A 19,373-nucleotide genomic window follows, 5' to 3' on the forward strand; every position below is an offset into this window, starting at 1 on the left:
GCATTATCCAGTTATGAGGCCAACGCCTCGAAGCGCTCCGGCATAAAGCCGGGGTGCGGCACGCCGGCCCGGCGCGCCAGATCCTCGGCCCGCAGCGGGTCGGCATAGAGCGACCAGGCCCAGACCAGAGAAGGCAGGGAACGCCCGGCCGAAACGGTGATCAGCGGGGCGAGATCGGCCTCGCGGCGCACAGTCAATTCGGCGATCAGCCCCTTCATCGCCGAGAGCTCGCGGGCCATGTCGAGCCCGGCCCGGCCGGCCCGCGACAGGGCATCGTCGAAGACGGCGGTGGCGATGGCGCGGGCGCCGATCGCCTCGCCACGGTCGCGATAGATCCGGCGCGCCTGCGCCTCGCCGAGCGCCAGCGCCCGCGCGGCCGATTGCAGGGCAACACCATAGCCGGCATTCTCGGCGATGATCAGCGCCGTGCCCTGGCTGACCTGCGGCGGGGGGGCATCATCGGGAGCGCCGAAAGCGACGATCGTCTCGGCCAGGGTCGCCGGGTCGGCAGCGTCGCCGAGCGCGATCGCGGCATTGGCGAGCGCGACCCCATAGCTTGAGGGATCGTCGATCAGGCCGCCAAGCGCGAGCGTAGCGGCCGAGAAGGCCGGCGCGAGCGCGTCGCGGCCGGCAGGATCAAGCCGCACGGAATCCCGTAGCGCCACGAGATCGCCGAGCGGCACGGCGGCGGCATCGTATGCCGCCTCCTGCACCGTCGAGGGCTGGCCGGCGAGCCGGAAGGACGAGCCGGCGAAGAGCCCGAAGGCCGTGGCGGCAAGACCCGCCACCGCATAGATCTGCGCCTCCAGCGCATTGGCCGAGAGCCGGAGGCCGGCATTGGCGGGCTCGGCCACCGCTTCCAGCGAGAGCGCGATATAGCCGAGCTTGTCCTTCTGGAATTCGCGCTTGGCCTTGGTCAGGCGCACCAGGCTCGGCCCGATATCGGGCAGGATCAGCACGCCGCGATGATTGGTCTCGGCGGCCGAGAGGAAGCCTTCGGCCCGGACATGGCTGAGCGCCCCGGTCAGATAGGCGGTGACCTCGAACTTACGGGCGTTGGGGCCGAAGCTCTCATTGATATGGCGGCCATTCGGGATCTTCGTGGTCGAGACGCTGTGCCCGGCTTCGGCCGTGCCGCTCTCGACATAGAAGCCCTGGCCGTTGAAGGAAGCCGGCAGCAGCAGGCGCGGCCAGTCCGTCATCGCACCTCACCCATGGATTTGCCGGTCGGCAGGCCACCTGCCCCGCCAAAGGAGAGCGAGGGGGCACGCAGATTGTTGAGTTTGGTCTGCAGGGCCGTGACATCGGCAAGCAACGCCTGGACCTGGCCGCGCGCCGCCGTGAACCCGGTCTCGATCTGACCGCCGGCACTCTTCGCGGCCGGGCCGAGCAGGTCGAAACTGCTGGCGGCGGCCTCGACCTTCGACTTGACATCATCGAGCCCCTGCACCGGCGGCAGCGCCAGACCGAGCCCGGACGGCCGCGTCGGCGGCAATACGTTGCCCTTGCGTCCACCGGAGAGCGGCGCCTGTTGCTTGGGAAAGCCGGCAGCTCGCCGCGCCTCGCGGGCGCTTTCGATCTCATTGGCGAATTCCGGCGAGGCGTTCGTCAACTGCTCCGGCATCGCGCCGACGCGCCGCATCTGATCGCGCGACCAGGCATCGTCGAATTCGGCAAGCTTGTTCTGAAAATTGCGCTTGTTGACCTTGTCGAAATAGGACAGCGCGCCGCGCTTTTCCTTGGCCTTCAGATCATCGAGCGCTTTTTGCGTCGCCGCGCGGCTGGTGTCGCCGATCATCCAATCCAGCATGCCGCCTTGATTGGGACCAGTGCCGAGGGTCGCGTCGTCCTCTAATTTAGCGAAGTTGTCGCTATGCTCGCGCAGATCCTTGACGACAGAGCCGCCAACATCGTCGGCCAGCGACTTGACCGCGCCGGTGAAGCCGCCCTTGCGGGCAGCCTCGGCGGCGCGTTCCATCGCCTGGGCGACGGCGTCGATATTGCCGGCTGCGGCCTTGAAGTAAGGCGAGCCGGCCTCGGTCGCCAGGGCGCCGATGGCTGTCTTGGCGCGATCCGCGGCCTCCTTGAGGCGATCGAGCGATGCTTGCGCGTCGGGGCTGACGCGCTGGAAGTCTATATCGATCGTGCCCTTGGCGCTCTTCAGCTTCTCGCGCAGTTCCAGGATCTTCTGCATGTCGGCGAGCAACGGTCGCATGCCACGCTGCACCTCCATGTCCTGGAAGAGCTGCGGGATCTTGGACAGATCGCCCTTCAGCGCCTTGTTCGACAGCTCGAGGAAGACATCGAGCAGGTCTTTACCCTCCTTGCGGGCCTTGGTCATCGCCTTGGGCAGGTCGACGCCCATTTCCTTGAAGTTCTTGACCGTCTGGTCAGATTCCATCTTCGAGAAGATGTTCTGCGCCGAGGCGGCGGCCTCCTCGGCCGTGCCGGTGCCGCCGCGGATGACCTGGAGCATGGCGACGAGGTTACGCAACCCCTCCTGTCCGGATTTGCCGATCGCCTTATAGGCCGGCAGCATCGAGGGCAGATAGCGCGCCATATCCTTGAGCTCGAACTTGCCGAGCTTGCCGCCCATGGCGAGCGTGTCCTGCGCCTCCGCCAGCCCCTCGATCGAGATCTTCATGTGATCGATCATGGAGATCGATGAATTGGCGATGTCATCGACGCCGGCGCCGGAGGCCTGCGCGGTCTTGAGCACATCCGGCATCATCTTCATGGCATCGCCGAAATCGCGGCCCGAGGCCGTGATCGCATCGAGACCCTTCTGCGCCGGATCGAACAGCGTCGCGGTGTCCCGCGCCAGGTTGCGCAACTCCGCGGCGCCCTTGCGCGTCTCCTCGGCCGTCGCGTCGCCGGTGATGCCGGTGCGCGTCATAGCGCGGTCGACCTCGGCGAAGCGCTTGGTCGCCTCCTTGAGCGCGCCGAGGCCGGCCACCCCCGCGATCGCTCCGCCGGCCGCCATCGCCATGCGGCTGACGCCGGAGGCGATCAGGGACTGCGCCTTGGATTGCTGCTGCGCGAAATTCTGCAGGTCGCGCGCAGCCTCGCGCAGGCCTGGGCGCAACTGGCTTTTGGCGGTGATGACCGCCTCGGCGCGCACGATTGTGGTCATGGCTCATACACCGGCGAGGAAGCTGCCGATCACCCGCAGGCGCGGCAGCGGGAGGGCCATGACATCGAGCGGCGAAGCGCCGCCCGCAATCAGGGCGCGGATACGGGCTTCAACCGCGTCCGCGCTCTCGGAAAAAAACCGAGAAGCGCATCCTCGATCAGGACGCCGAGCGCCGTGTCGCGTTCGCGACCGATAACATCCGGGTCGTGCCCGTCGATCAGGCGCGCGAACCAGATCTTGAGCTTGTCGCGCTCGACAACCCTGGTGCTGTTGTTCGCCGCATCGTAGATCCAGGAGACGGGATCGCCGATATCGAGCACATCGAAAACCGTCGGCTGGCGCAGCAGGAGCGAGCCCTTCGGCTCGGCAAAATGCAGGATCGGCGCGGCAAAACAGATCCGCACCGAGCCGTCCGGCTGGTCCTCACGCCGTGGCGCGGGGGCCGAGCTCACCGCTGCGTCTCCAGGTAGCCCTCCGAGACGATGGTCAGGCCGGTGATCTCGCCGGTCATGTCATCGACGCTGGCGCGGCCGATGATGCTGGCCTTGGAATAGGTCCGGTCGACGCGCTCGCTGTCATGCAGGAAGGTGATGTCGGCGGGGCCCAGGGCCTTGAGCGCGGGAACGTTGATCGGCGCCCCATTCTCGTCCCGGTTCGCCAGAGACATGCCAGCCTCATAGCCCTCGAGCTTCTTGGTGATATCGACTGACCCGTTGGTGTTGACCACCTTCTCGTCAGTGGAATCGTCGGGGTTATGCGTCACCGAGCCGCGCACGGCCAGGTTCGTGCCGTTGGACAGGCGCATCTTGATGACGCCGCCGAAAGTGGACATGGCGCAGGCTCCAGGGCTCAGAGGTCGGGAAAGAAGGCGCCCGCCGCATCAGCGCGGCGGGCGAGTGTGAGGCCGTGGCGCCTCGGTATTAAGCGGCGGCGGGATACTGTGCGTAGATCGTCGCGTTGGCCGCGAGGATGTCGAGCGGGTTCACCCGGTCGAGATCCATGTTGATGTTGACGCGGGCCGGGTTCGAGAGATCGCGCTCGACCTTCAGCCGCCTGGAGAATTCGGCCTTGTTCTCGAACAGGCCGCGATCGACCAGGTCGCCATAGAGCGCGATGACATCCGCCTTGATGTCCGGCGGCGTGGTGAGGGCCGGCAGGTTCGAGGGGTTGGCGTTCGCGATCGCCTTGTTGCTGTTGCGATAGGACAGGCCGGCGCGCATGTAGCGCAAGCCGAGCATCACCTGAGCGATAGCCTGGATATCGCGGAAGCTGGTGTCGGGAGCCCCAGAAGCCGTGAGCCGCTGCATGGTGATCATCTTGTCGATGACCACCTGGCCGGACGCGTTGACCGCCCAGGTCGACATGCCGGAGCCGGCGAGCGTGTTGCGCACGGCATAGTTCGGCCAGACCGTGCGGTCGCGCGGCGGACGGATATCCTCGAGCACCAGGTCGCTCTGGTTGCGCGAGGCATTGCCCTGCGTGTCGTCGGTGAGCCAGGGCAGCACGCGCGCGACATATTGCGCGATCCATTCCCAGGACGGCGTCGGCGAGGCGACGCGCGCCAGCGTCGATAGGTGGCGATCGTTCTGCGCCAGGCCGAAGCTGGTGTTGGCACCGGTGTTGCCGGTGTTGACGCTGAAGTAATGCCCGTACATCTGGACATTCCAGGCCCAGCGGCCCGACAGGTCGGAGAGCGCAGCTGAGGCCGCAGCAAAATTGCTCACATCGGAAAAGGCCGAGATGATCCAGTCATGAGGATCATCGCCGAGCGCGGCAAGCGCAGTCGCTACCGAGGCCGTGCCCGTGGCCGGGACCGTCGCGGCGATCGCGACCTTGCCGACATAGACATTGCCGGCGATGCCGGCATCGACCGCGATCTCGATCTCGTTCATGGTCGTGCCGGCGTGGCGGCCGGTCAGGGTCACGACATTGGTCGCGACCGTCGCCGTGACCGGCAGATAGGCCTTGGTCAGCGGATCGACGAAAGCGTTGATCGCGGCGGCGAGATTGGCCGCGGAGGTGTTGACCGCCTCGGCCGCGCCGGCATTGACCTTGATCTTGCGGCCGGCGATCTCGATCACGCCGTCGCCGCCGGCGGCGGCGAGCGCCGTCAGGGTGAGCGTCCAAACCGGCGCGGCCCCGGTGACCGGGATCGAGGCGATATAGATGCGCTGCACCGGCGCGGCCCGGCGCGCCACGCGGAACATCTCATAGAGCTGCGAGCCGACACCGGCGAGCAGCGCCGCATCATCGATCGTCGAGCACAGCGTCAGCGCGTTGTCGACGAGCGATCCGCCCGCCGATTTGTGGCCGAGGACCAGGCCGAAGGACTGGCCCTCATACTGGGGGCCGGAGTTGACCTCGAAGAAGCGCCCGGGCGCGATCAGGCCGCTGCCGGGGATGAAATTGAACAGCGTTCCCATGCGATGGGGCTCCTCAGTGATGGGACGGGATCAGGCTTTGGTCTTGGTCTCTTTCGCCGGCGGAGCAGGCTCGGCCGGCGGCTCGATCAGGGTCTTGTCGGCAATCAGAGCCGAGAAGAACGCATCGACGATCGAGACATCGAAAGGCTCGGCCGGCAGAAGACGGCCCGGTACGCCAGGCCAGGGCACGCGCGCTTCCGGGTCCGCCAGGATGACGGTCTTGATCAGGCTCATGGTGACCTCGGCTATCAGAGGGTGACGCTTCCGCCGACATCGCCGATCGGCGGGGTCGCGGTAGCATCGGCCGGCGCGGGCGCTGTTTCGCCCGGTGCCCGGGTGAGATTGAGCGCGAGCCGCAATTCGTTCAGCGCCGGGAAGGCGGCCGGGTTGCCGATCAGTTCGGCGATGCCGAGCGCGACCTTGCCGCCATAGCTTTCCGGATGAAGCTCTTTCGCGACGCTGCGCAAAGGATCCGGCAGCACGTCGAGACCTTCGAGCCCCGAGCCTGTCGGCCAGGCGCTGCGCTGGCGGATATGACACTTCAGCTCGAGCCGCGTCGCAGTGAGCTGGATATCGGTGTCGGGGTCGCTATAGCACTGGCTGTCGATCTCGGAGATCGACTTGAGCACATGGAGCAGTGGCCCGTTCATGCGTGCCTCGCCCAGTCGCTGCAGGATCTGATCCTCGATCAATTCCAGCAAGGCCTTGGCCAGCGCGTTGGTCGGGCCGATATCGAAAGCCACCGTGCCATCGGAGCCGACCAGCCTGACGGGCACCATAATCTCGAAGGCCAGCGTCGCGGTCTCGTCGCCGTCGCCCGGCAGCGTCACATCCGGCGCCGTGCCGTAACCTTCCGTCTTTGTCGCATCGCAGGAGACGACGATCACCGGCAGGCTGCGGTCGGCTTCCGACAGCGCAACCGGCGCGATTTCGGAATCGAAGATCTGGCGGCCGGCGAAGGTCGGCCATACCGGTGTCGCCGCGATATTCTGGGCATAGGGCGAAAGCGCCTCGACCGCCGCGAGACGCAAGGCCGTTGGGGCGAGCGACATGGTTCAGACCTTGCTCAAGCCGAGATGCAACCCGGAAAGACCATCCGGCATCGGCTCTATCATGCGGTAGCGCAGTCCCGGACGGTCCTCATATTCGAGCTCGTCGCCCTTCGCCGGCGTCCAGGGCAGACCCGAGACCATCACCGTGGCGATATGGCGGATACCCATAGCCCCGAGTTTGAAAGCACCTGCCGGCGTCGGTAGACCGTTGCCGCCGATCTGGACGCGCTCAGACCATTCCGAGCGGATGACCGCCACGCCGGTGAGCGTGTCGCGGGACGTGTCAGGGGCCGCCGCAGCATTGACGCCGGAGGCACCGGGCTTCATCGGATGCAAGGTCGCGGGCCGCCCGAACAGCACCAGCGAGGTGCGCAGGTTCATTGCATCGAGAGCGTCAAAAGCGGACATCAATAGCCCCTGAGGACGGCTTCGAGCGCAGAGCGCAGATTGTGCGGCAACCGCGCCGCAGCCTGGCTTTCCCAGGCCGAGCGGATCGCCGGCGTGTTCATCGCTTCGGGAACGCTCGCGCCAAGCGGGCGGGCGAGCTTCCAGCGGCCCTTGCCGACGCGCTCGGAGACACGATCGGAGATGTTGGAGCGCTTGCGGCGGGGAAACTTGCCCGAGAGGTAGAAGGAGCGCGCAATCGTCTTGCGCGCCCCGAGCCAGTTGACCGAAGCACCGGCGGGCGCCTCCTTCGGCTGGTAAAAGATCAGGGGCAGGCCCTTGCCGAAGCCGGCAAGCGAGTATTCCAGATTGGCGGCGGTTGCCTTGCGCTGGCTCGTAGTGCGCTTGAGCACATCGCCGAGCCGCTGCTTGGCATAAGGGTGCTGCCGCAGCCCGAGGACCTTGCGAATCGAGCGCTTGGTCGCCGTCGAAACCGGGCCGCCCGTGCGGTTGAGAGCACGCGCCCACGCGGTATTGCCGCGCGGGCCGGCAGCGGCGAGCATATTGTCGATGCCGCGCAGCCTGACATCGGTCCTGATGGTCAGATCCGACATCTCAGCGCCCTCGCCTCGCTATGGCCGCTTGCGCGGCCTGCGCCACCCTGGCGGAGGCCTTGGCGATATCCGTTTTGGCGGAGACGGCGGCGGCTCTTGCCGCTGACGCCGCCTCCTGCCAGGATCCCCTGACGGCCGCCGAGCCGGCCTGGGCGATCAAGCCCCGCCGCTCGGAACAGCCGCCGCAGGACATCAGGCTGCGCCGTTGAGGCGCACCGGCAGGGTCGCGTCGCCGCCATTGGCGGCAGCCAGGCCGGTATGGATGCCGGCCACGACATTCGTGCCCACCGTCGTGGTGATGCTCTTGGCAGCATCGTCCCAATAGACCTTGGCGCCGGGCGCCGGGGTGTTCGCCGCCGTCTTCGGCAGGGTGAACACGCCTTCAAGGTCCAAGATGGACTTTTCGCCGGCCGCAGCCGTGTGGCGCACAACGCCGAAGATCGCTCCGAGCAGGAAGCCGGTTCCGCCGACGACGCCGCCGCCCGGCGCGACGAAGTCGATGGCGTCACCCGGCTGGATGAAGTTCTTCATGGTGATGTCTCCCAGGTTGAGGTGTCAGGACTTAGGAAATCCCGCCGGCGAACCGGCGGGATCAGCCAAAATCCTGCTCGTCAGGGCAATCAGGCCCCGATATTCTTGTAGCCGCCGCGGAAATCGATCGCGCCGCAGCCGAAGTCATGCTCCAAGCTCACGCTCATGCCTTGGATGCCGAAGGGCTCGTCGGTGCGCATGCGCGGCGCCGTATAGCCCTCGAGCAAGCCCCACTCGTAGATCGGCAGCATCGCCGGCGACGCCAGCAGGTGCCAGGCGTTGCCGGTGATGCGCGCGGTCGTGATGACCTCGAGGGTTCCGGAGAACGGGTTGATATTGCCGATCTGCTGCGCCTGGATCGGCGCGACCAGCTGCTGCGCCTCGGTCTCCTTGTCGGGACCGACGAGCAGGATGGCGGCCGAGATGTTGAGCAGGCGCCCGTCCATCGACGTGCGCTTACGCAAGGCCGCACGGCCGGCGCTGATCGAGGCGATCGTGATCGCTGCGTTCGCTCCGGACAGCGTGCCATCCGTGGTGTTGAAGACCTGGCGGGTGGTCTCCATCAGGGTCGGCCCGTTGGCACCGGTGCCGCTCAGCGCCATGCCGTAGAAGGTTTCATCCTCGAACATGGCGACGGCCGTGGCCTGGTCGGACAGAACCGCGGCGATCGCCCCGATCCGGTCATTGACCAGCATCTGCCGGGAAAGGTCGACGCGCACGGCGTAGGCCTTGACCGCGGTCTTCTCCTTGCTCTCGGAGAAGGTTCCGCCCTTGATCTCGCCGCCCTCAGGGTTGACCGCCTGCAGCTTGGGGAAGTCGCCGACACGCACCGAAATATGGTCGCGGAAGTCGACGTAAGAGCGCTGTCGGGCGAGCCGGCGATAGGTCGGCTCGGCCGCGGCATAGCGGCCCTGAAGCGCGCGGTTGAGCGCATTCTCCATAATGACCGGGAAATCGGTCGAGGCATGCATGGCGCGGCGGATGATATCCTCTCGCGCTGCAAAGGTGGTGCCGATGCGGCCACGATGGCCGATCACCTCGGCGGCGAGATCGACGATGCCGTAATCCATGAAGGATCGCGCCGCGTCGCCGGGCTGCAGGCCGGGGGCGCCGAAGCGCACGGCGAGAGATTCCGACATGGCGAGGCGCCGCGTCTCGGTCTCGTCGCGCTCGATCCGGGTATGAGAGCCCGATGCCTGGCGGGACACCAGCGTATCGAAGATCTGGGCGCGGAAGGCTTCGATCGTGACATTGCCGGCGATCGCGGTTTCGGCCTCGTTGCCGGTCAGGGCAGCGCGGCGGGCAAGGTCGAGAATGCCGGCGCTGCGCTCGCGCTCGGCGCGCAGCACGGCGCCAGTGTCGTGCGGGGTCGGGCTGGCGCGCACCTCCTCGGCAGCGATCTGGCTGCGAACCAAGTCAGCCTGCTCGACCAGCGCAGCGTGAGCCTGCTCGATCGAGCGGATGGCTTCGGGCGCCAGACTATCGGAGACCTCACCGAGCTTGCGCTCGGCCTGGGTGGTCAGGTCCTTGAGTTGCGCCCGCAGTGCGATGAGCGCCGGCGAGGCCTGGAGTGCGGTGTGCATCCAGCTGGAATGATCGACCGCGGCAGCGCTCTTGACGAGCGAGGCTGCGGACGCAGCATCCGACCACAAGGTCAGCGCGGCAAAGACGGCGAACATGACGCCGAAGGCGCCAAGGAAGACGAAGCGACCCTTCATGGTCATACTCCTGAGTTGGTCCGGGACCATGGAGACGCCCTCTCCTGCGGTCCCGGGACGCGCAGGGGGCAAACGGGTGATCAGGCGGCGAGGTGGCGAGACCGCATGCGCATGCGGGTGACCGCATCGGCGATGCGGCTCTTCATCTCGATCGAGAGCGGGAAGGACTGGGCATCCTCGGAGCGAACCTGCGCGCGCAGGTCCGCCGGGATCGTGACGAAGGAGATTTCATAAGGCGTCCAGCGCTCGACAATGCGCTTCTCGACCTCGCCCTTCTTGGCGGCCTCGACGACACGAACCTGGTCGAGGCTGTAGCCGACCGAGACGCTGCGGATGATTTTCTCGCTGACAAGGCCGAACATGCGGTCGGAAGCCTTGTCGATGCCTTCGCTCGGGAAGCGGATTAACGCCTTGCCCTCGGTGCCCTCGATCCAGCCGCGCTCGACGACGCCGACCTGGGAATAGGTCGAACCGGCGCTATGGGAATCGAGCGCCGGCGCGCCGAGATTGAGGCGCTCCATGTTGATGGCGTCGCGGCTGACGGTCAGGATCTCGTCGAAGGGAACCGGAGATTCCCAACCGCTCCAACGCTGACGGCGCACAGCGGCGCCGGTCGTGAAGGTCACGGTGACGGTACGAGCAGCGAGGTCGATCGCCCCGTCCGCAATGACCGCGAGACGGGTCTGCATCGGCAAGGCCGCCGGGATGTCACGCGTCTGCATTGTCTGGAGCCTCCGGCCCGGGGGCCTCGGTGATCTGCTGACCCGTGCGCGTGCGCTGGCGGGCGTCGGTATCGAAGACCGCGCCGACCTTGTCGGCCTCGGTGAAGAATTCGGCGTATTCGGCCATGACCTCGCGCCAGTCGCGCCCCCAGGATCCGATGAAGTCCTGCGGCGACATGCGCCCTGCCCTGACGGCGAGGATGTCGGCCTCCAGATCCTTCTTCGGATCGACCGGCTCATGGGCCGGCATGATGACCTGAGCCGGGTAGCCGCCCTGACGCGCCCTCAGCCGGCCGGCCAGGATGGCGCGGTCGATAAAGCGGGCGATGACCCGGTCGAGCACCTGCGGCGCCAGCATGTGCCACTGCAGGTCGGCGGTGAACCGCCGGTGCTCGAGCAGTCCGGCGCGAAGGCTGGAATAATTCGCCTGGCTCAGATCGCCCGTGAGCTGGTGATAGGTCAGGCCGATGCCGGCCGCGATCCCCATCAGGGATGCGCGGGCGATCGGTTCGAAAGCGGTGTTGGATGCCGGCGCGAAGGCCTGCATCTCCTCGCCCTGGCGCAGATACTGCACCATGCCCGGACGCACCTGCTCCAGCCGCGTCGGCGGCTCGCCGGGCTTGCCCGCAACAGCCTGGCCGAGGCCACTGGCAGGGTCGTTCGATTTGACGAAGACGCCGATCGAAGCTTCCAGCCGGGCCTTCACGACGAGCGCGTCCATCACGTCGGCGAAGTCGCGCGCGGCCATGAGCACCGGGGCGAACAGCGGCACGCCGCGCACCTGGCCGGGCCGAATACGGCGATAGAGGTGGCACACCTGATTCCGCGGCACGAGGACCGACATCGGCACCGCTGCATTCTGGAAGCGAAACGGCTCGCCGGGCGCGACACGGTGCAGCCAGTAGCCCAGCCGCTCATCATGCTCGCCGAGCTCTACGCCGAGGCGGGCGTGCTGCGCTGCGGCGGCTATGGTGCCGGCATCGCGTGTCTCGTCAATCAGGTCGCCCTCGCCGACATGCAGCGCGAGCGGAACCGGGCGACTGTCGTTCAACGGCCGGTCGAGCATGCGCACGATGGCGTCGCCGGCTTCGAGCGATGCCCGAACCAGTAGCGAAAGCAGCCCGGTAAAGCTCGTCTCACCCTCGATGTCGCAAGCCTTCACCCACTCGTCCCAGAGGGCCTGGGCTTGGCGTACGGCAGGCCCGGTGCCCGAGAACCGAACAGATAGATCCGGCGAGACGATATGCGTGGCGTGAACATCGAGCGCTCGGGCGCCGATGAAGGTGTTGCGCACCAGCTCGCGAGAGCGTTCCCGCAGCAGCGGCAGCGCCCGTGTCAGCGTCGCATTGGCCGACTGCTCGCCGCGGCGGAACGAAGTCGTACGGCGGCCGTTCTGGGCAGCGTCATAGCCGCGCGTCGCGTCCAACATCTGGCGCGCCTGCCAGCGGCGCAGGCCGGCTTCCGGCGAGACCGCGCCGATAATCGCATCGAGCAGGTTCATGTCAGTCGCGCGTGAACTGAGTGATGGAGGTGCGCTGCACGGCATTGGTGCCGGCGACTTCATCGATCATGTCCGCGAGCGTCTGCTTCATTTCGGCAAGCGATCGAAACTCCTGCTCGCGCCGCGTCTCACCCGAGCCGAAGCTCGCCTTCTTCACACCGGTGGCGATGGCCGACTTCAGCGCGTCGATATCGCTCTGCGTCCAGGCCATGGGGTTCCACCGGTTATGGGCATTCGCCCGAATTGGTTTGGAGGCTTGCAGACCTCCGACGACGTTTCGCCCCGTCGCCTTACAGCGGGCTTGTTTGCTCTTGGACTTCCTGTGGCTACGACGAGGCCCGGCTAGTCTTCGTCGATTGCTCATGGCGCTTACCTGACCAGCGCTTAAGCCCGCCTGCTGAACGGGGTTCGGTTGTCCGCTGCCTGTCAGGCGACATGCGGGCCTACACCCCTCTTTGAATATAGCGGCCCGCTCTGGGCCAATTCGTCACCAGTTACGCCCGCGCCCGCCCAGCCAATCATCGACTGGCGGCGGCGCAGGCTCTGGTTTCGGTTCGGGAGCCGCCACGGCCTCGGCCGGAGCGGTAAAGAGATCGCGCTTCGTCACCTCGGGCGGCAGCCCGCGGTGGCGGGCAAGCGCTGCCCATTCGTCGGGGGTGGTGACGGAGAGGCCGAGATATTCGGCCATGGCCATGTTGTAGACCCGGCAGTCGAGGAAGTGGTTTTCGCGCAGATCCACCCAGCGCTTGCCGGCTGGACGGCCGCGCACCTTGATATCCTCGAGGTGCGAGGCGCAGAGCTGCTTGAAATACTCCTCGTCGGCATCGCCGTGAAAGTGGCAATAGCCGGGCGGCGCTTCCGCTGCCGTCTCGCCCAGGCGCTGCTTGCCGAGATCGAGATAAAGGCTCGATTTCAATGGCCATGTGCCGACGGCCCAGACCTTGGCGCCCTGCCGCAGCTTCTTGCCGCCAAGGTCGATGTCCTGCAGGCTCGGCGTGCCGAGCGGGGGCTTGCCCCAGCCCTTGTCACCCTTGATCGCCAGCACCAGGTCGCGGCCCGTATCGGGATGCGGCGTCTGGTTCAGGCGGCTCCAGCTGTAGACGACATTGGCGCGATAGCCGGAATCAACCGCGAGCGCATCGATCGTCCGATAGCCCCCGAAGGCATCGGGGAAGCGCCGGTCGATCGTCTCGGCCCGCAGCCGCTGGAACACAGCCGCGTCATGCGCGTCGGTGTCGCCACCGATATAGATCGCGTCGACCAGATAGGAGCGCCGGTCTGGCGTCCAAGCGACGATTTCGAGCCAGATGCCGCGCATCTGTACGTCGGCCGCCGCGGTCAGCAGCAGCGCGTCATGCGGGATGTGCCCGCGCCTGAGATGCGCCTCGCGGCGCTCCAGCAGGCGCTTGTAGTCGGGAACGTCGACCAGAACCTTGTAGGGCAAACCAAGCACCAGCTTGGAGAAGTCCTGCAGGGATACTCCCGAGCCGCGCGTCGCGAGATAGTCCTCGGCGATCGCCCCGTAGCCCATCATCAACGAGATGAACGCGTCGATATGGAAGCTGGGATGGCGGCCCTCACCCTCGGCCGTCGCCCGCCAATGGGCGCCGGCCTCGGGCTGCAGCTGGATGCGCCGCTCGGCCTCCGTAATCTGATGCTGGCAGCTCTCGCATTCGTAGGTGGCGCGCTTCGGCGCTGCCTTGTCGTAGCGAAGCTGGCTGAACTTGTGGACGAAGAAGACGCCGCAGGCTGGGCAGGCGACATGCCAATAGCGCTGATCACCCGCCTTGAAGCTGCGATCGATCCGGCAGTGGTTCTCGTTTTCGCCGGTTTCGTCGCCGAGATCGGCTTCCGGCGTCGAGATTTCTAAGATTTTCCAGTCGCCGGTTCCGCGAAATGCGGTGAAACGCCCGAAAAACAGGACCTCCGGGTTACCCGCGCCGGGGATCATCTCCCATTTCGAGACCTCGTCCTTGACCCCCTTCTTGGTGGTCACGGACGAGAGGTCCGTCTTCGAATTGGCGTTGGCCAGGAACAGCCGGCCGGTTTTGGCGAAGACCTTCTCGTAAGTCGTCGAGCTCGCTCCGGCCCGCGACACCTGGTCGACGATCAGCTTGCGGCCGATCTTGCGTTGCCAGGCATCGATCAGCGGCTGCAGCTTGGCCGAGTTGACCTTGCGCAGCGCGTCGATCGCGGGCGCCGCGTAGATCATGTTCGCCGGCTCGCGGTCGGCGCAGTAGAGCACCCAGGCGAGCGCCGCGATCGAGGCACCCGATTGCTGGCTCTTGCGAACCGTCACCAGGTTGCACGGGTGATCGTCCGACAGCAGGTCGAGGATCTCGACCATGTAGGGGGCGCCGCTCGGGTGCCAGAGTTTGCCGGCATTCGGCCCGTCGACCAGGATGACGTTCTGGCCAACCCATTCGGAAACCCGCATGGGCGCGGGCGGCCGGAGCGACTTCTCCAGGATGGTGGCCGCCTGGCGCAGCGCGCCGGGATGGCTGACGATCGCCGGGGCCTGATCCTGTCGCATGCGCTGCCAGTTTGAGAACCGGCTAGGCGTTGCCCTCCGGCGTCAAAGCTTCGTCCTTCTGTGGTGCGGCCTGCGCGATGCCGGCGCAGCTATCGGCAACGGCCGTGCGCATCTCGACCGTCACACGCTTGAGAGCGATGCGCAGTTCGTGCAGGCCCTTGGCGGCAGCCGCGGCGATCGCGTCGGCATGTTGCGGCAGGTCGATGATGCGGCCGATCTCCTCCCCCAGACGCGCCAGGGCTTCCCCCATCGCGTCCATGCGGATCAGCTGGCCGCTCTCCTCCGCCAGGCGAAGGCGAAGCGCCTCGGTCTCCAGCACCAGCTTGAGCCGGCGGGCGCCATCGAGCGTCTCGTCGCCGCCCGGGCTGGATTCCTGAAGTGTCGGTTTGAGCGCGGGCTCATGGACTTTGCCGCTATCACCGAAGCGGCGGCGCAGATCGTCGAAATGGACGATGTTGACGGCAGAGACCCTGCCGCGACCGTCTCGCGAAACGTCGAGGCCGTGATGGTCGATCAGCCGGGCGACCTGCTTCGAGATCGCCTGCCGGCTGACGCCGTCGCGCTCGGCGATGCGGGTCACAGACCACATCACCTCGCTGGCAACCGCTGTCATCGGCCTAGCAACCCTGTCAACCCGCCCGGAAAACGGGCCTCACTGGAAAAACCCCGCGCCGCTTTCACGTCGCGGGGCGGGGTGGCCTGGGAAGGACCCAAAAATTGAAACATTATTGCGCAAGAATGTTGCGCGAACCGCCCATCAGGCGACATAAAAGAACCCCGGCGCAGGGCGTCGGGGCGGCTTGTCTGTTCCTTTTGGGATGCTCCGAATGTGCCACAATAGGGTCACGTCGTCAAAACGCGATTAGTCCTGCGATATCATGGCGTTGGAGGTCATTACATTCTGGCGTATCGCCGCGCTTTCGACCTCCGCGCTGCTCACGGCCAGCCACGGGGCAGCGGGGGCGAGCGGGCCGGTGACCCTGTAGCTATCCAACATGCCCTCGGATTCGATCTGCAACAGCGTCAGCGCACAGCGCCATGCGTGATAGCAGGCCCGGTCATGCTGGACTTCGCGCTGCGACACGGGCTCACCCTTGCGCCTGCGTCCGCGATGGTCATGGGCCGCCGCATCTGCAGGCCGCCGGCCAACGCGCTTGCTGTAGTCAGGATGCACGTCAGGCCGCGTGCCGTCACGGGCGTGCTGGATCACCAGCACCATGACGCCGGCCTGCTCCAGCCGCTCGACCGGCTCGCCATTGCGCACCAGCCACCACGCATCGGCCGCCTTCTCGATCGTGCAGCCGACCTCGGCAGCCGTCGCCTTGTCCCAGACAGCGACATCATCACCAGCCCAGGCGAACCAGAGATCAGCCAAGGCCAGCACACGGTCATGCAAGGCCAGCAGATCGTCAGGCACGGAGGAGACCTCGCTTGCCCGCGCCGCCAGCCGTGAGCCCGGCGCCGAGGTGTCGACACGCGGCTGCCAGGACGGCTGCGACAACACGGGAGCGCCGGCAAGCCCGATCATCCGCGCCGCAGCGCCCTGCCCGACCTTGTCGACCCGATACTGCGCATAGGCCCGGTAGAGCAGCGCCTCGATATCGATCGTCTCTTTCATAGCCATGAGGCGAGCCCTTTCCTGCCAATGGAGGGTTGTGGAGGGTCGATGGATAGTTTTCCAAAACCCTCCATCATAAAAACACCAATCAGAACAAACACTTGATCATAGGAGTGGAGGGTATGGAGGGTTTTTGAGGGTCTAGACGCATAGAGAAATGTCGAGCACCCCGAACCCCGATTGTCATGCATACGCCTGCGTAAACCCTCCATACCCTCCATCGCGCCTGCCAAGTCGTTGAGGCAAAACCGGAAAACGCGATGGAGGGTTGGTAAAAACCCTCCATGAACCCACCACAACCCTCCACAAAAACGGCAGAAATGGAGGGTCATGGACCACCGAAAGGCTCGTCATCGGGGTTGCGGGGCCGCGGCGGCCGGGCCGGCACGTCGTGCAGTTCGATATCGACGTAGACGATGCCGGCGGCAGTCTCTTTCTTGGGGTAGCGGGCGCTCATCACCTTGCCGAACATGGTCAGGGTTTTCGGCTTCTTGCCGTTGGCCTCGCTCCAGGCGGTGTAGTTCTCGAACAGGAAGTTGGCGCGGATCTGCGCATCCGCATCCGGATGAGCCGGCCGGATGCACTTCTCGATAAACAGCGCGATCGGGTCCATCTCGTCGCGATACTCCTTCGCGGCGTCGACCATGGCAGGAGGGAAGACCATCCCCTCGCCGTCGTAGAGCTGCATGCCCTCGATCAGCCAGTTGAGGATGCCCGGCGCCTCCTGGACGAATTCCCGCACGACCTCCTCGAAGTCGCGCTGCTCGCTCTCAGGGATCGTGACCTTCCACGGCACCACGGCCATGCGCCGCCAGATGCCATTATCCGAGCCTGAGATGGTCGGGTAACCGTTGCCGGAGAGATGCGCCTTGAACTGCGGCTGGAACGAGAAATAGCCCTTGAACAGCGTGCGCACATCGATCTTTTCGCCGCCGGTCAGGCGCTTGACCAGCGCCTCGCGCAGCGGCTCGCCCTGCGGCAGTTCGGTTATGCGCAGGAAGCGCACGCCAGGCAATCGCGCCAGATCCGGCGAAGCGCCGCCGGCGGCGTTCTGCGACTGACCCGAGATAGATTCTGCCGGCAGGCCCTCGCAGAGCGGCCCGAGCACACGCGCCAGCACCTCGAGGAATACGGACTTGCCGTTGGCGCCCAGACCGTAATGGAAGAACAGCCGCTGCACCGGCAGGCCGGTGAGGCCCAGGCCGGAATAGATCTGCACCGTCCGCGCCACACCCGGCACCAAGGCCTCGGGCAGATAGGTCGCGATGAAGTCGCGCCATTTCGGGCAGGTCGCCTTGGGATCGTAATCGACAGGCACCAGCCGGGTGACGCGGTCCTCGCGCCGCCAGCCCTCGGGCGTGAACACGGCGCGGCCCTTGAACACAGGCACCTCGCCGGAGCGCTCGACATCCTCCTCGCGCAGAAACCGCAGCGTGCCGTTGCCGACATAGACAAGGCGCTGCTCGGCGTTCCAGGCTTCCGGCTTCACCACGCAGAACGGCGCGGCGCAGGTCAGCATGGCGTTCATCCGCGCCAGGTTCTTGCTGGACACACCGAAGGCGCGCCGCTTACCCTGCCGCTTCTCCAGCGCCAGGATCGCAGCCGCCTTGGCCTTGAGATTGTCTTCCGTCGCCTCGGCCGAGGCCTTGCGGATGGCCGCGAGCTCGCCGGGCGTATGGTTGAGATACTCCGCTTCGAGGCCGATCAAGCCGCCGATCTGCTGCGCCGTCGCCAGCGCCTGCTTCGAGCCGTCCGACTGGTCCCAGACCTTACCGGTCCAGACCAGCCAATTCGCCTTGTCCGAACCCTCCTCGAGCATATTGGCCAGGTCCGCGCCGCGATGCCGCAGCAGGCGCTTGCCATTGTCGGTATCGGAATGGTCGAGAGCGGCGCACCATTCGACATCGGCGAGCACGACATTGCCGACAGGCATATCCGAGGGCCCATCGGAATCGTCTTCGCCGAACGGGGTTGCGGGGCCTTCCTCCTGCGAGGCGGCCTGCGCGCCGGTGATCAGCGCGCGCAGCCGCTCGGCCGAGAGGTCGGTGTCGGGAGCATCGGTCATCAGGCAGTCATCCCGAACAGGTCGCGCTGGTCAGGGGTCAGACCGTCGAGGTCGCCCCATTGGGCCGCCATGGCAGCCGCGATTCCGGAAAAGAAGCGCGAACGTTCCCGCCACCGATCAGCACTCGGCGGCATGCGGTGCACACGCGCTTCGCGGCCGGAGACGATGTCGGTCGTTTTCAGAGGCGGCAGGTTCTTCAGCCAGAGGCAGGTCCGTTTCGTCTCGCCATGGCCGAACTGCCAGGGCTGGACGCTTTGCGCCGGCGGGCGATAGCCGATGATCCGCGCCTTGGCGTGGCGATGCATCACCGGGTTCTCGATCGCGATCCGGTCGATCGGCGCGTTCCAGAAGGCGGAGAACAGTTGCGCGCCTTCATCCAGTTCGGCCCACATCGCATCGCGCGAACGTCCAGGCGGAGGCGTTGTCAGCCAGCGCACGCCGCTATTGCAGAGCCGCGTGCAGGGCGGATGCGCGACCATCAGCAGATCCCAGCCCTGATCAAGGATCATCCGGGCATCGCCCACAATATGGCGATTGCTGCGATCCTCTGCCGGCAGAAGGTCGCATGACCAGGCGTCGTGCCCCCGCTCTGAAAAGGCGTTGCGGACCGTGCCGCTGAATTCGCAGGCGACGAGAACTCTCACGAAGCCCTCACCGCGTCATAGACATCGAGATTGGGAGCGCGCTCGACCTGCCGGCCGCCGAGGCATTGCTCGGCATTGACCAGCAGCGGCAGCGGCGCAGGCGAAAGGCGCGGCGCCAGGGCGCGCTCGCCCATAGCGATACGTGTGACGCGGCCGGCGGCGAGTGCCTCAGTGATGAGAACGGATAGAGCGGGGGACAGCTTCACGGCTCAGCCCCGCTGCACCACACGGACAATCCGGTGAGGAACCAAGAGGCCGAGAAAACCCAGTAGAGCCAAAGAGACTCCGCCGTGAACATCCCCTGCGGCCGCACGCCAAGCGCCAGCCCGGCCGTATCAAGGGCGCATATGATGCACGCCGCTCCAGCGAGAAAGCGCTTGATCATGCCGCCCTCCCCGAACGCCGACGCCGCGGCGGCACGCCGCTATCGCCATG

The 19,373-nt window shown here is 66.3% G+C and carries 22 protein-coding genes; 1 reads left to right on the forward strand and 21 read right to left on the reverse strand.

All coding sequences use genetic code 11. The annotated features are described in order from the left end of the window. Positions 1-11: 11 nt before the first annotated feature. From ACSQ3P_RS07965 to ACSQ3P_RS08005, 9 genes are all read right to left on the reverse strand, one after another. Complete coding sequence (locus ACSQ3P_RS07965) at positions 12-1,202, reverse strand: DNA circularization N-terminal domain-containing protein (protein WP_436165022.1); 1,191 nt, start codon at positions 1,200-1,202, stop codon at positions 12-14. After that, positions 1,199-3,133 carry a phage tail tape measure protein gene (locus ACSQ3P_RS07970; protein ID WP_436165023.1) on the reverse strand — a complete coding sequence of 645 codons (1,935 nt, stop codon included), beginning with the start codon at positions 3,131-3,133 and terminating at the stop codon, positions 1,199-1,201. Before ACSQ3P_RS07970 ends, ACSQ3P_RS07965 begins: the two co-directional genes overlap by 4 nt. An 89-nt stretch (positions 3,134-3,222) precedes the next feature. Further along, complete coding sequence (locus ACSQ3P_RS07975; RefSeq protein WP_436165024.1) at positions 3,223-3,585, reverse strand: hypothetical protein; 363 nt, start codon at positions 3,583-3,585, stop codon at positions 3,223-3,225. Beyond that, a complete protein-coding gene (locus ACSQ3P_RS07980; RefSeq protein ID WP_436165025.1) occupies positions 3,582-3,965 on the reverse strand; it encodes a hypothetical protein in 384 nt (127 codons plus the stop codon). Before ACSQ3P_RS07980 ends, ACSQ3P_RS07975 begins: the two co-directional genes overlap by 4 nt. 88 nt (positions 3,966-4,053) lie before the next feature. Next, the gene (locus ACSQ3P_RS07985) at positions 4,054-5,556 is read right to left on the reverse strand and encodes a hypothetical protein (RefSeq protein ID WP_436165026.1); all 1,503 of its coding nucleotides are present in this window, start codon (positions 5,554-5,556) and stop codon (positions 4,054-4,056) included. 30 nt (positions 5,557-5,586) lie between these two features. After that, positions 5,587-5,790, reverse strand: coding sequence for a hypothetical protein (locus ACSQ3P_RS07990; protein WP_436165027.1), 204 nt, complete (start codon positions 5,788-5,790; stop codon positions 5,587-5,589). A gap of 14 nt (positions 5,791-5,804) precedes the next feature. Then, complete coding sequence (locus tag ACSQ3P_RS07995) at positions 5,805-6,608, reverse strand: hypothetical protein (RefSeq protein ID WP_436165028.1); 804 nt, start codon at positions 6,606-6,608, stop codon at positions 5,805-5,807. Positions 6,609-6,611: 3 nt separating this feature from the next. Then, entirely contained in the window at positions 6,612-7,016 is a 405-nt protein-coding gene (locus ACSQ3P_RS08000; protein WP_436165029.1) for a hypothetical protein, read from the reverse strand. Then, entirely contained in the window at positions 7,016-7,606 is a 591-nt protein-coding gene (locus tag ACSQ3P_RS08005; protein WP_436165030.1) for a hypothetical protein, read from the reverse strand. Before ACSQ3P_RS08005 ends, ACSQ3P_RS08000 begins: the two co-directional genes overlap by 1 nt. Positions 7,607-7,665: 59 nt before the next feature. Here ACSQ3P_RS08005 and ACSQ3P_RS08010 point away from each other — a divergent pair, with 59 nt between their 5' ends. Next, a complete protein-coding gene (locus ACSQ3P_RS08010; RefSeq protein ID WP_436165031.1) occupies positions 7,666-7,815 on the forward strand; it encodes a hypothetical protein in 150 nt (49 codons plus the stop codon). Here the strand turns inward: ACSQ3P_RS08010 and ACSQ3P_RS08015 are convergent. From ACSQ3P_RS08015 to ACSQ3P_RS08070, 12 genes are all read right to left on the reverse strand, one after another. Further along, positions 7,799-8,137 (reverse strand): DUF2190 family protein, encoded by a 339-nt coding sequence (locus tag ACSQ3P_RS08015; protein WP_436165032.1) that lies wholly within the window; start codon positions 8,135-8,137, stop codon positions 7,799-7,801. The genes ACSQ3P_RS08010 and ACSQ3P_RS08015 overlap by 17 nt on opposite strands. An 89-nt stretch (positions 8,138-8,226) precedes the next feature. After that, positions 8,227-9,855: a phage major capsid protein gene (locus ACSQ3P_RS08020; protein ID WP_436165033.1), complete on the reverse strand. Its 1,629-nt coding sequence runs from the start codon at positions 9,853-9,855 to the stop codon at positions 8,227-8,229. An 80-nt stretch (positions 9,856-9,935) separates the two neighbouring features. After that, positions 9,936-10,577 (reverse strand): hypothetical protein, encoded by a 642-nt coding sequence (locus ACSQ3P_RS08025; protein WP_436165034.1) that lies wholly within the window; start codon positions 10,575-10,577, stop codon positions 9,936-9,938. Further along, on the reverse strand, positions 10,564-12,078 hold the full coding sequence (locus tag ACSQ3P_RS08030) for a phage portal protein (RefSeq protein WP_436165035.1): 1,515 nt from the start codon (positions 12,076-12,078) through the stop codon (positions 10,564-10,566). The genes ACSQ3P_RS08025 and ACSQ3P_RS08030 overlap by 14 nt, the downstream gene beginning before the upstream one ends. Before the next feature lies 1 nt (position 12,079). Next, entirely contained in the window at positions 12,080-12,289 is a 210-nt protein-coding gene (locus ACSQ3P_RS08035) for a phage head-tail joining protein (RefSeq protein WP_436165036.1), read from the reverse strand. A 276-nt stretch (positions 12,290-12,565) separates the two neighbouring features. Further along, positions 12,566-14,611 carry a terminase gpA endonuclease subunit gene (locus tag ACSQ3P_RS08040; protein WP_436165037.1) on the reverse strand — a complete coding sequence of 682 codons (2,046 nt, stop codon included), beginning with the start codon at positions 14,609-14,611 and terminating at the stop codon, positions 12,566-12,568. Positions 14,612-14,633: 22 nt separating this feature from the next. Next, on the reverse strand, positions 14,634-15,224 hold the full coding sequence (locus ACSQ3P_RS08045) for a hypothetical protein (RefSeq protein ID WP_436165038.1): 591 nt from the start codon (positions 15,222-15,224) through the stop codon (positions 14,634-14,636). Between the two features lie 249 nt (positions 15,225-15,473). Continuing rightward, a complete protein-coding gene (locus ACSQ3P_RS08050) occupies positions 15,474-16,235 on the reverse strand; it encodes a hypothetical protein (protein ID WP_436165039.1) in 762 nt (253 codons plus the stop codon). A gap of 322 nt (positions 16,236-16,557) precedes the next feature. Further along, a complete protein-coding gene (locus tag ACSQ3P_RS08055) occupies positions 16,558-18,294 on the reverse strand; it encodes a DNA primase family protein (RefSeq protein ID WP_436165040.1) in 1,737 nt (578 codons plus the stop codon). Continuing rightward, positions 18,294-18,938 carry a hypothetical protein gene (locus tag ACSQ3P_RS08060; RefSeq protein WP_436165041.1) on the reverse strand — a complete coding sequence of 215 codons (645 nt, stop codon included), beginning with the start codon at positions 18,936-18,938 and terminating at the stop codon, positions 18,294-18,296. The genes ACSQ3P_RS08055 and ACSQ3P_RS08060 overlap by 1 nt, the downstream gene beginning before the upstream one ends. Continuing rightward, positions 18,935-19,144, reverse strand: coding sequence for a hypothetical protein (locus ACSQ3P_RS08065; protein WP_436165042.1), 210 nt, complete (start codon positions 19,142-19,144; stop codon positions 18,935-18,937). The genes ACSQ3P_RS08060 and ACSQ3P_RS08065 overlap by 4 nt, the downstream gene beginning before the upstream one ends. Continuing rightward, positions 19,141-19,323 (reverse strand): hypothetical protein, encoded by a 183-nt coding sequence (locus ACSQ3P_RS08070; protein WP_436165043.1) that lies wholly within the window; start codon positions 19,321-19,323, stop codon positions 19,141-19,143. Before ACSQ3P_RS08070 ends, ACSQ3P_RS08065 begins: the two co-directional genes overlap by 4 nt. Between the last annotated feature and the right edge of the window lie 50 nt (positions 19,324-19,373).

The organism is Allobosea sp. LjRoot9, from assembly GCF_964252745.1.
Classification (GTDB): Bacteria; Pseudomonadota; Alphaproteobacteria; order Rhizobiales; family Beijerinckiaceae; genus Allobosea.

What these genes read in the sequence shown, in the direction of transcription:
- ACSQ3P_RS07965 (WP_436165022.1), bottom strand. Translation starts at nt 1,202, where the DNA reads ATGACGGACTGGCCGCGCCTGCTGCTGCCGGCTTCCTTCAACGGCCAG.
- ACSQ3P_RS07970 (WP_436165023.1), bottom strand. Translation starts at nt 3,133, where the DNA reads ATGACCACAATCGTGCGCGCCGAGGCGGTCATCACCGCCAAAAGCCAG.
- ACSQ3P_RS07980 (WP_436165025.1), bottom strand. Translation starts at nt 3,965, where the DNA reads ATGTCCACTTTCGGCGGCGTCATCAAGATGCGCCTGTCCAACGGCACG.
- ACSQ3P_RS07985 (WP_436165026.1), bottom strand. Translation starts at nt 5,556, where the DNA reads ATGGGAACGCTGTTCAATTTCATCCCCGGCAGCGGCCTGATCGCGCCC.
- ACSQ3P_RS07990 (WP_436165027.1), bottom strand. Translation starts at nt 5,790, where the DNA reads ATGAGCCTGATCAAGACCGTCATCCTGGCGGACCCGGAAGCGCGCGTG.
- ACSQ3P_RS07995 (WP_436165028.1), bottom strand. Translation starts at nt 6,608, where the DNA reads ATGTCGCTCGCCCCAACGGCCTTGCGTCTCGCGGCGGTCGAGGCGCTT.
- ACSQ3P_RS08000 (WP_436165029.1), bottom strand. Translation starts at nt 7,016, where the DNA reads ATGTCCGCTTTTGACGCTCTCGATGCAATGAACCTGCGCACCTCGCTG.
- ACSQ3P_RS08005 (WP_436165030.1), bottom strand. Translation starts at nt 7,606, where the DNA reads ATGTCGGATCTGACCATCAGGACCGATGTCAGGCTGCGCGGCATCGAC.
- ACSQ3P_RS08015 (WP_436165032.1), bottom strand. Translation starts at nt 8,137, where the DNA reads ATGAAGAACTTCATCCAGCCGGGTGACGCCATCGACTTCGTCGCGCCG.
- ACSQ3P_RS08020 (WP_436165033.1), bottom strand. Translation starts at nt 9,855, where the DNA reads ATGAAGGGTCGCTTCGTCTTCCTTGGCGCCTTCGGCGTCATGTTCGCC.
- ACSQ3P_RS08025 (WP_436165034.1), bottom strand. Translation starts at nt 10,577, where the DNA reads ATGCAGACGCGTGACATCCCGGCGGCCTTGCCGATGCAGACCCGTCTC.
- ACSQ3P_RS08030 (WP_436165035.1), bottom strand. Translation starts at nt 12,078, where the DNA reads ATGAACCTGCTCGATGCGATTATCGGCGCGGTCTCGCCGGAAGCCGGC.
- ACSQ3P_RS08035 (WP_436165036.1), bottom strand. Translation starts at nt 12,289, where the DNA reads ATGGCCTGGACGCAGAGCGATATCGACGCGCTGAAGTCGGCCATCGCC.
- ACSQ3P_RS08040 (WP_436165037.1), bottom strand. Translation starts at nt 14,611, where the DNA reads ATGCGACAGGATCAGGCCCCGGCGATCGTCAGCCATCCCGGCGCGCTG.
- ACSQ3P_RS08045 (WP_436165038.1), bottom strand. Translation starts at nt 15,224, where the DNA reads ATGACAGCGGTTGCCAGCGAGGTGATGTGGTCTGTGACCCGCATCGCC.
- ACSQ3P_RS08050 (WP_436165039.1), bottom strand. Translation starts at nt 16,235, where the DNA reads ATGGCTATGAAAGAGACGATCGATATCGAGGCGCTGCTCTACCGGGCC.
- ACSQ3P_RS08055 (WP_436165040.1), bottom strand. Translation starts at nt 18,294, where the DNA reads ATGACCGATGCTCCCGACACCGACCTCTCGGCCGAGCGGCTGCGCGCG.
- ACSQ3P_RS08070 (WP_436165043.1), bottom strand. Translation starts at nt 19,323, where the DNA reads ATGATCAAGCGCTTTCTCGCTGGAGCGGCGTGCATCATATGCGCCCTT.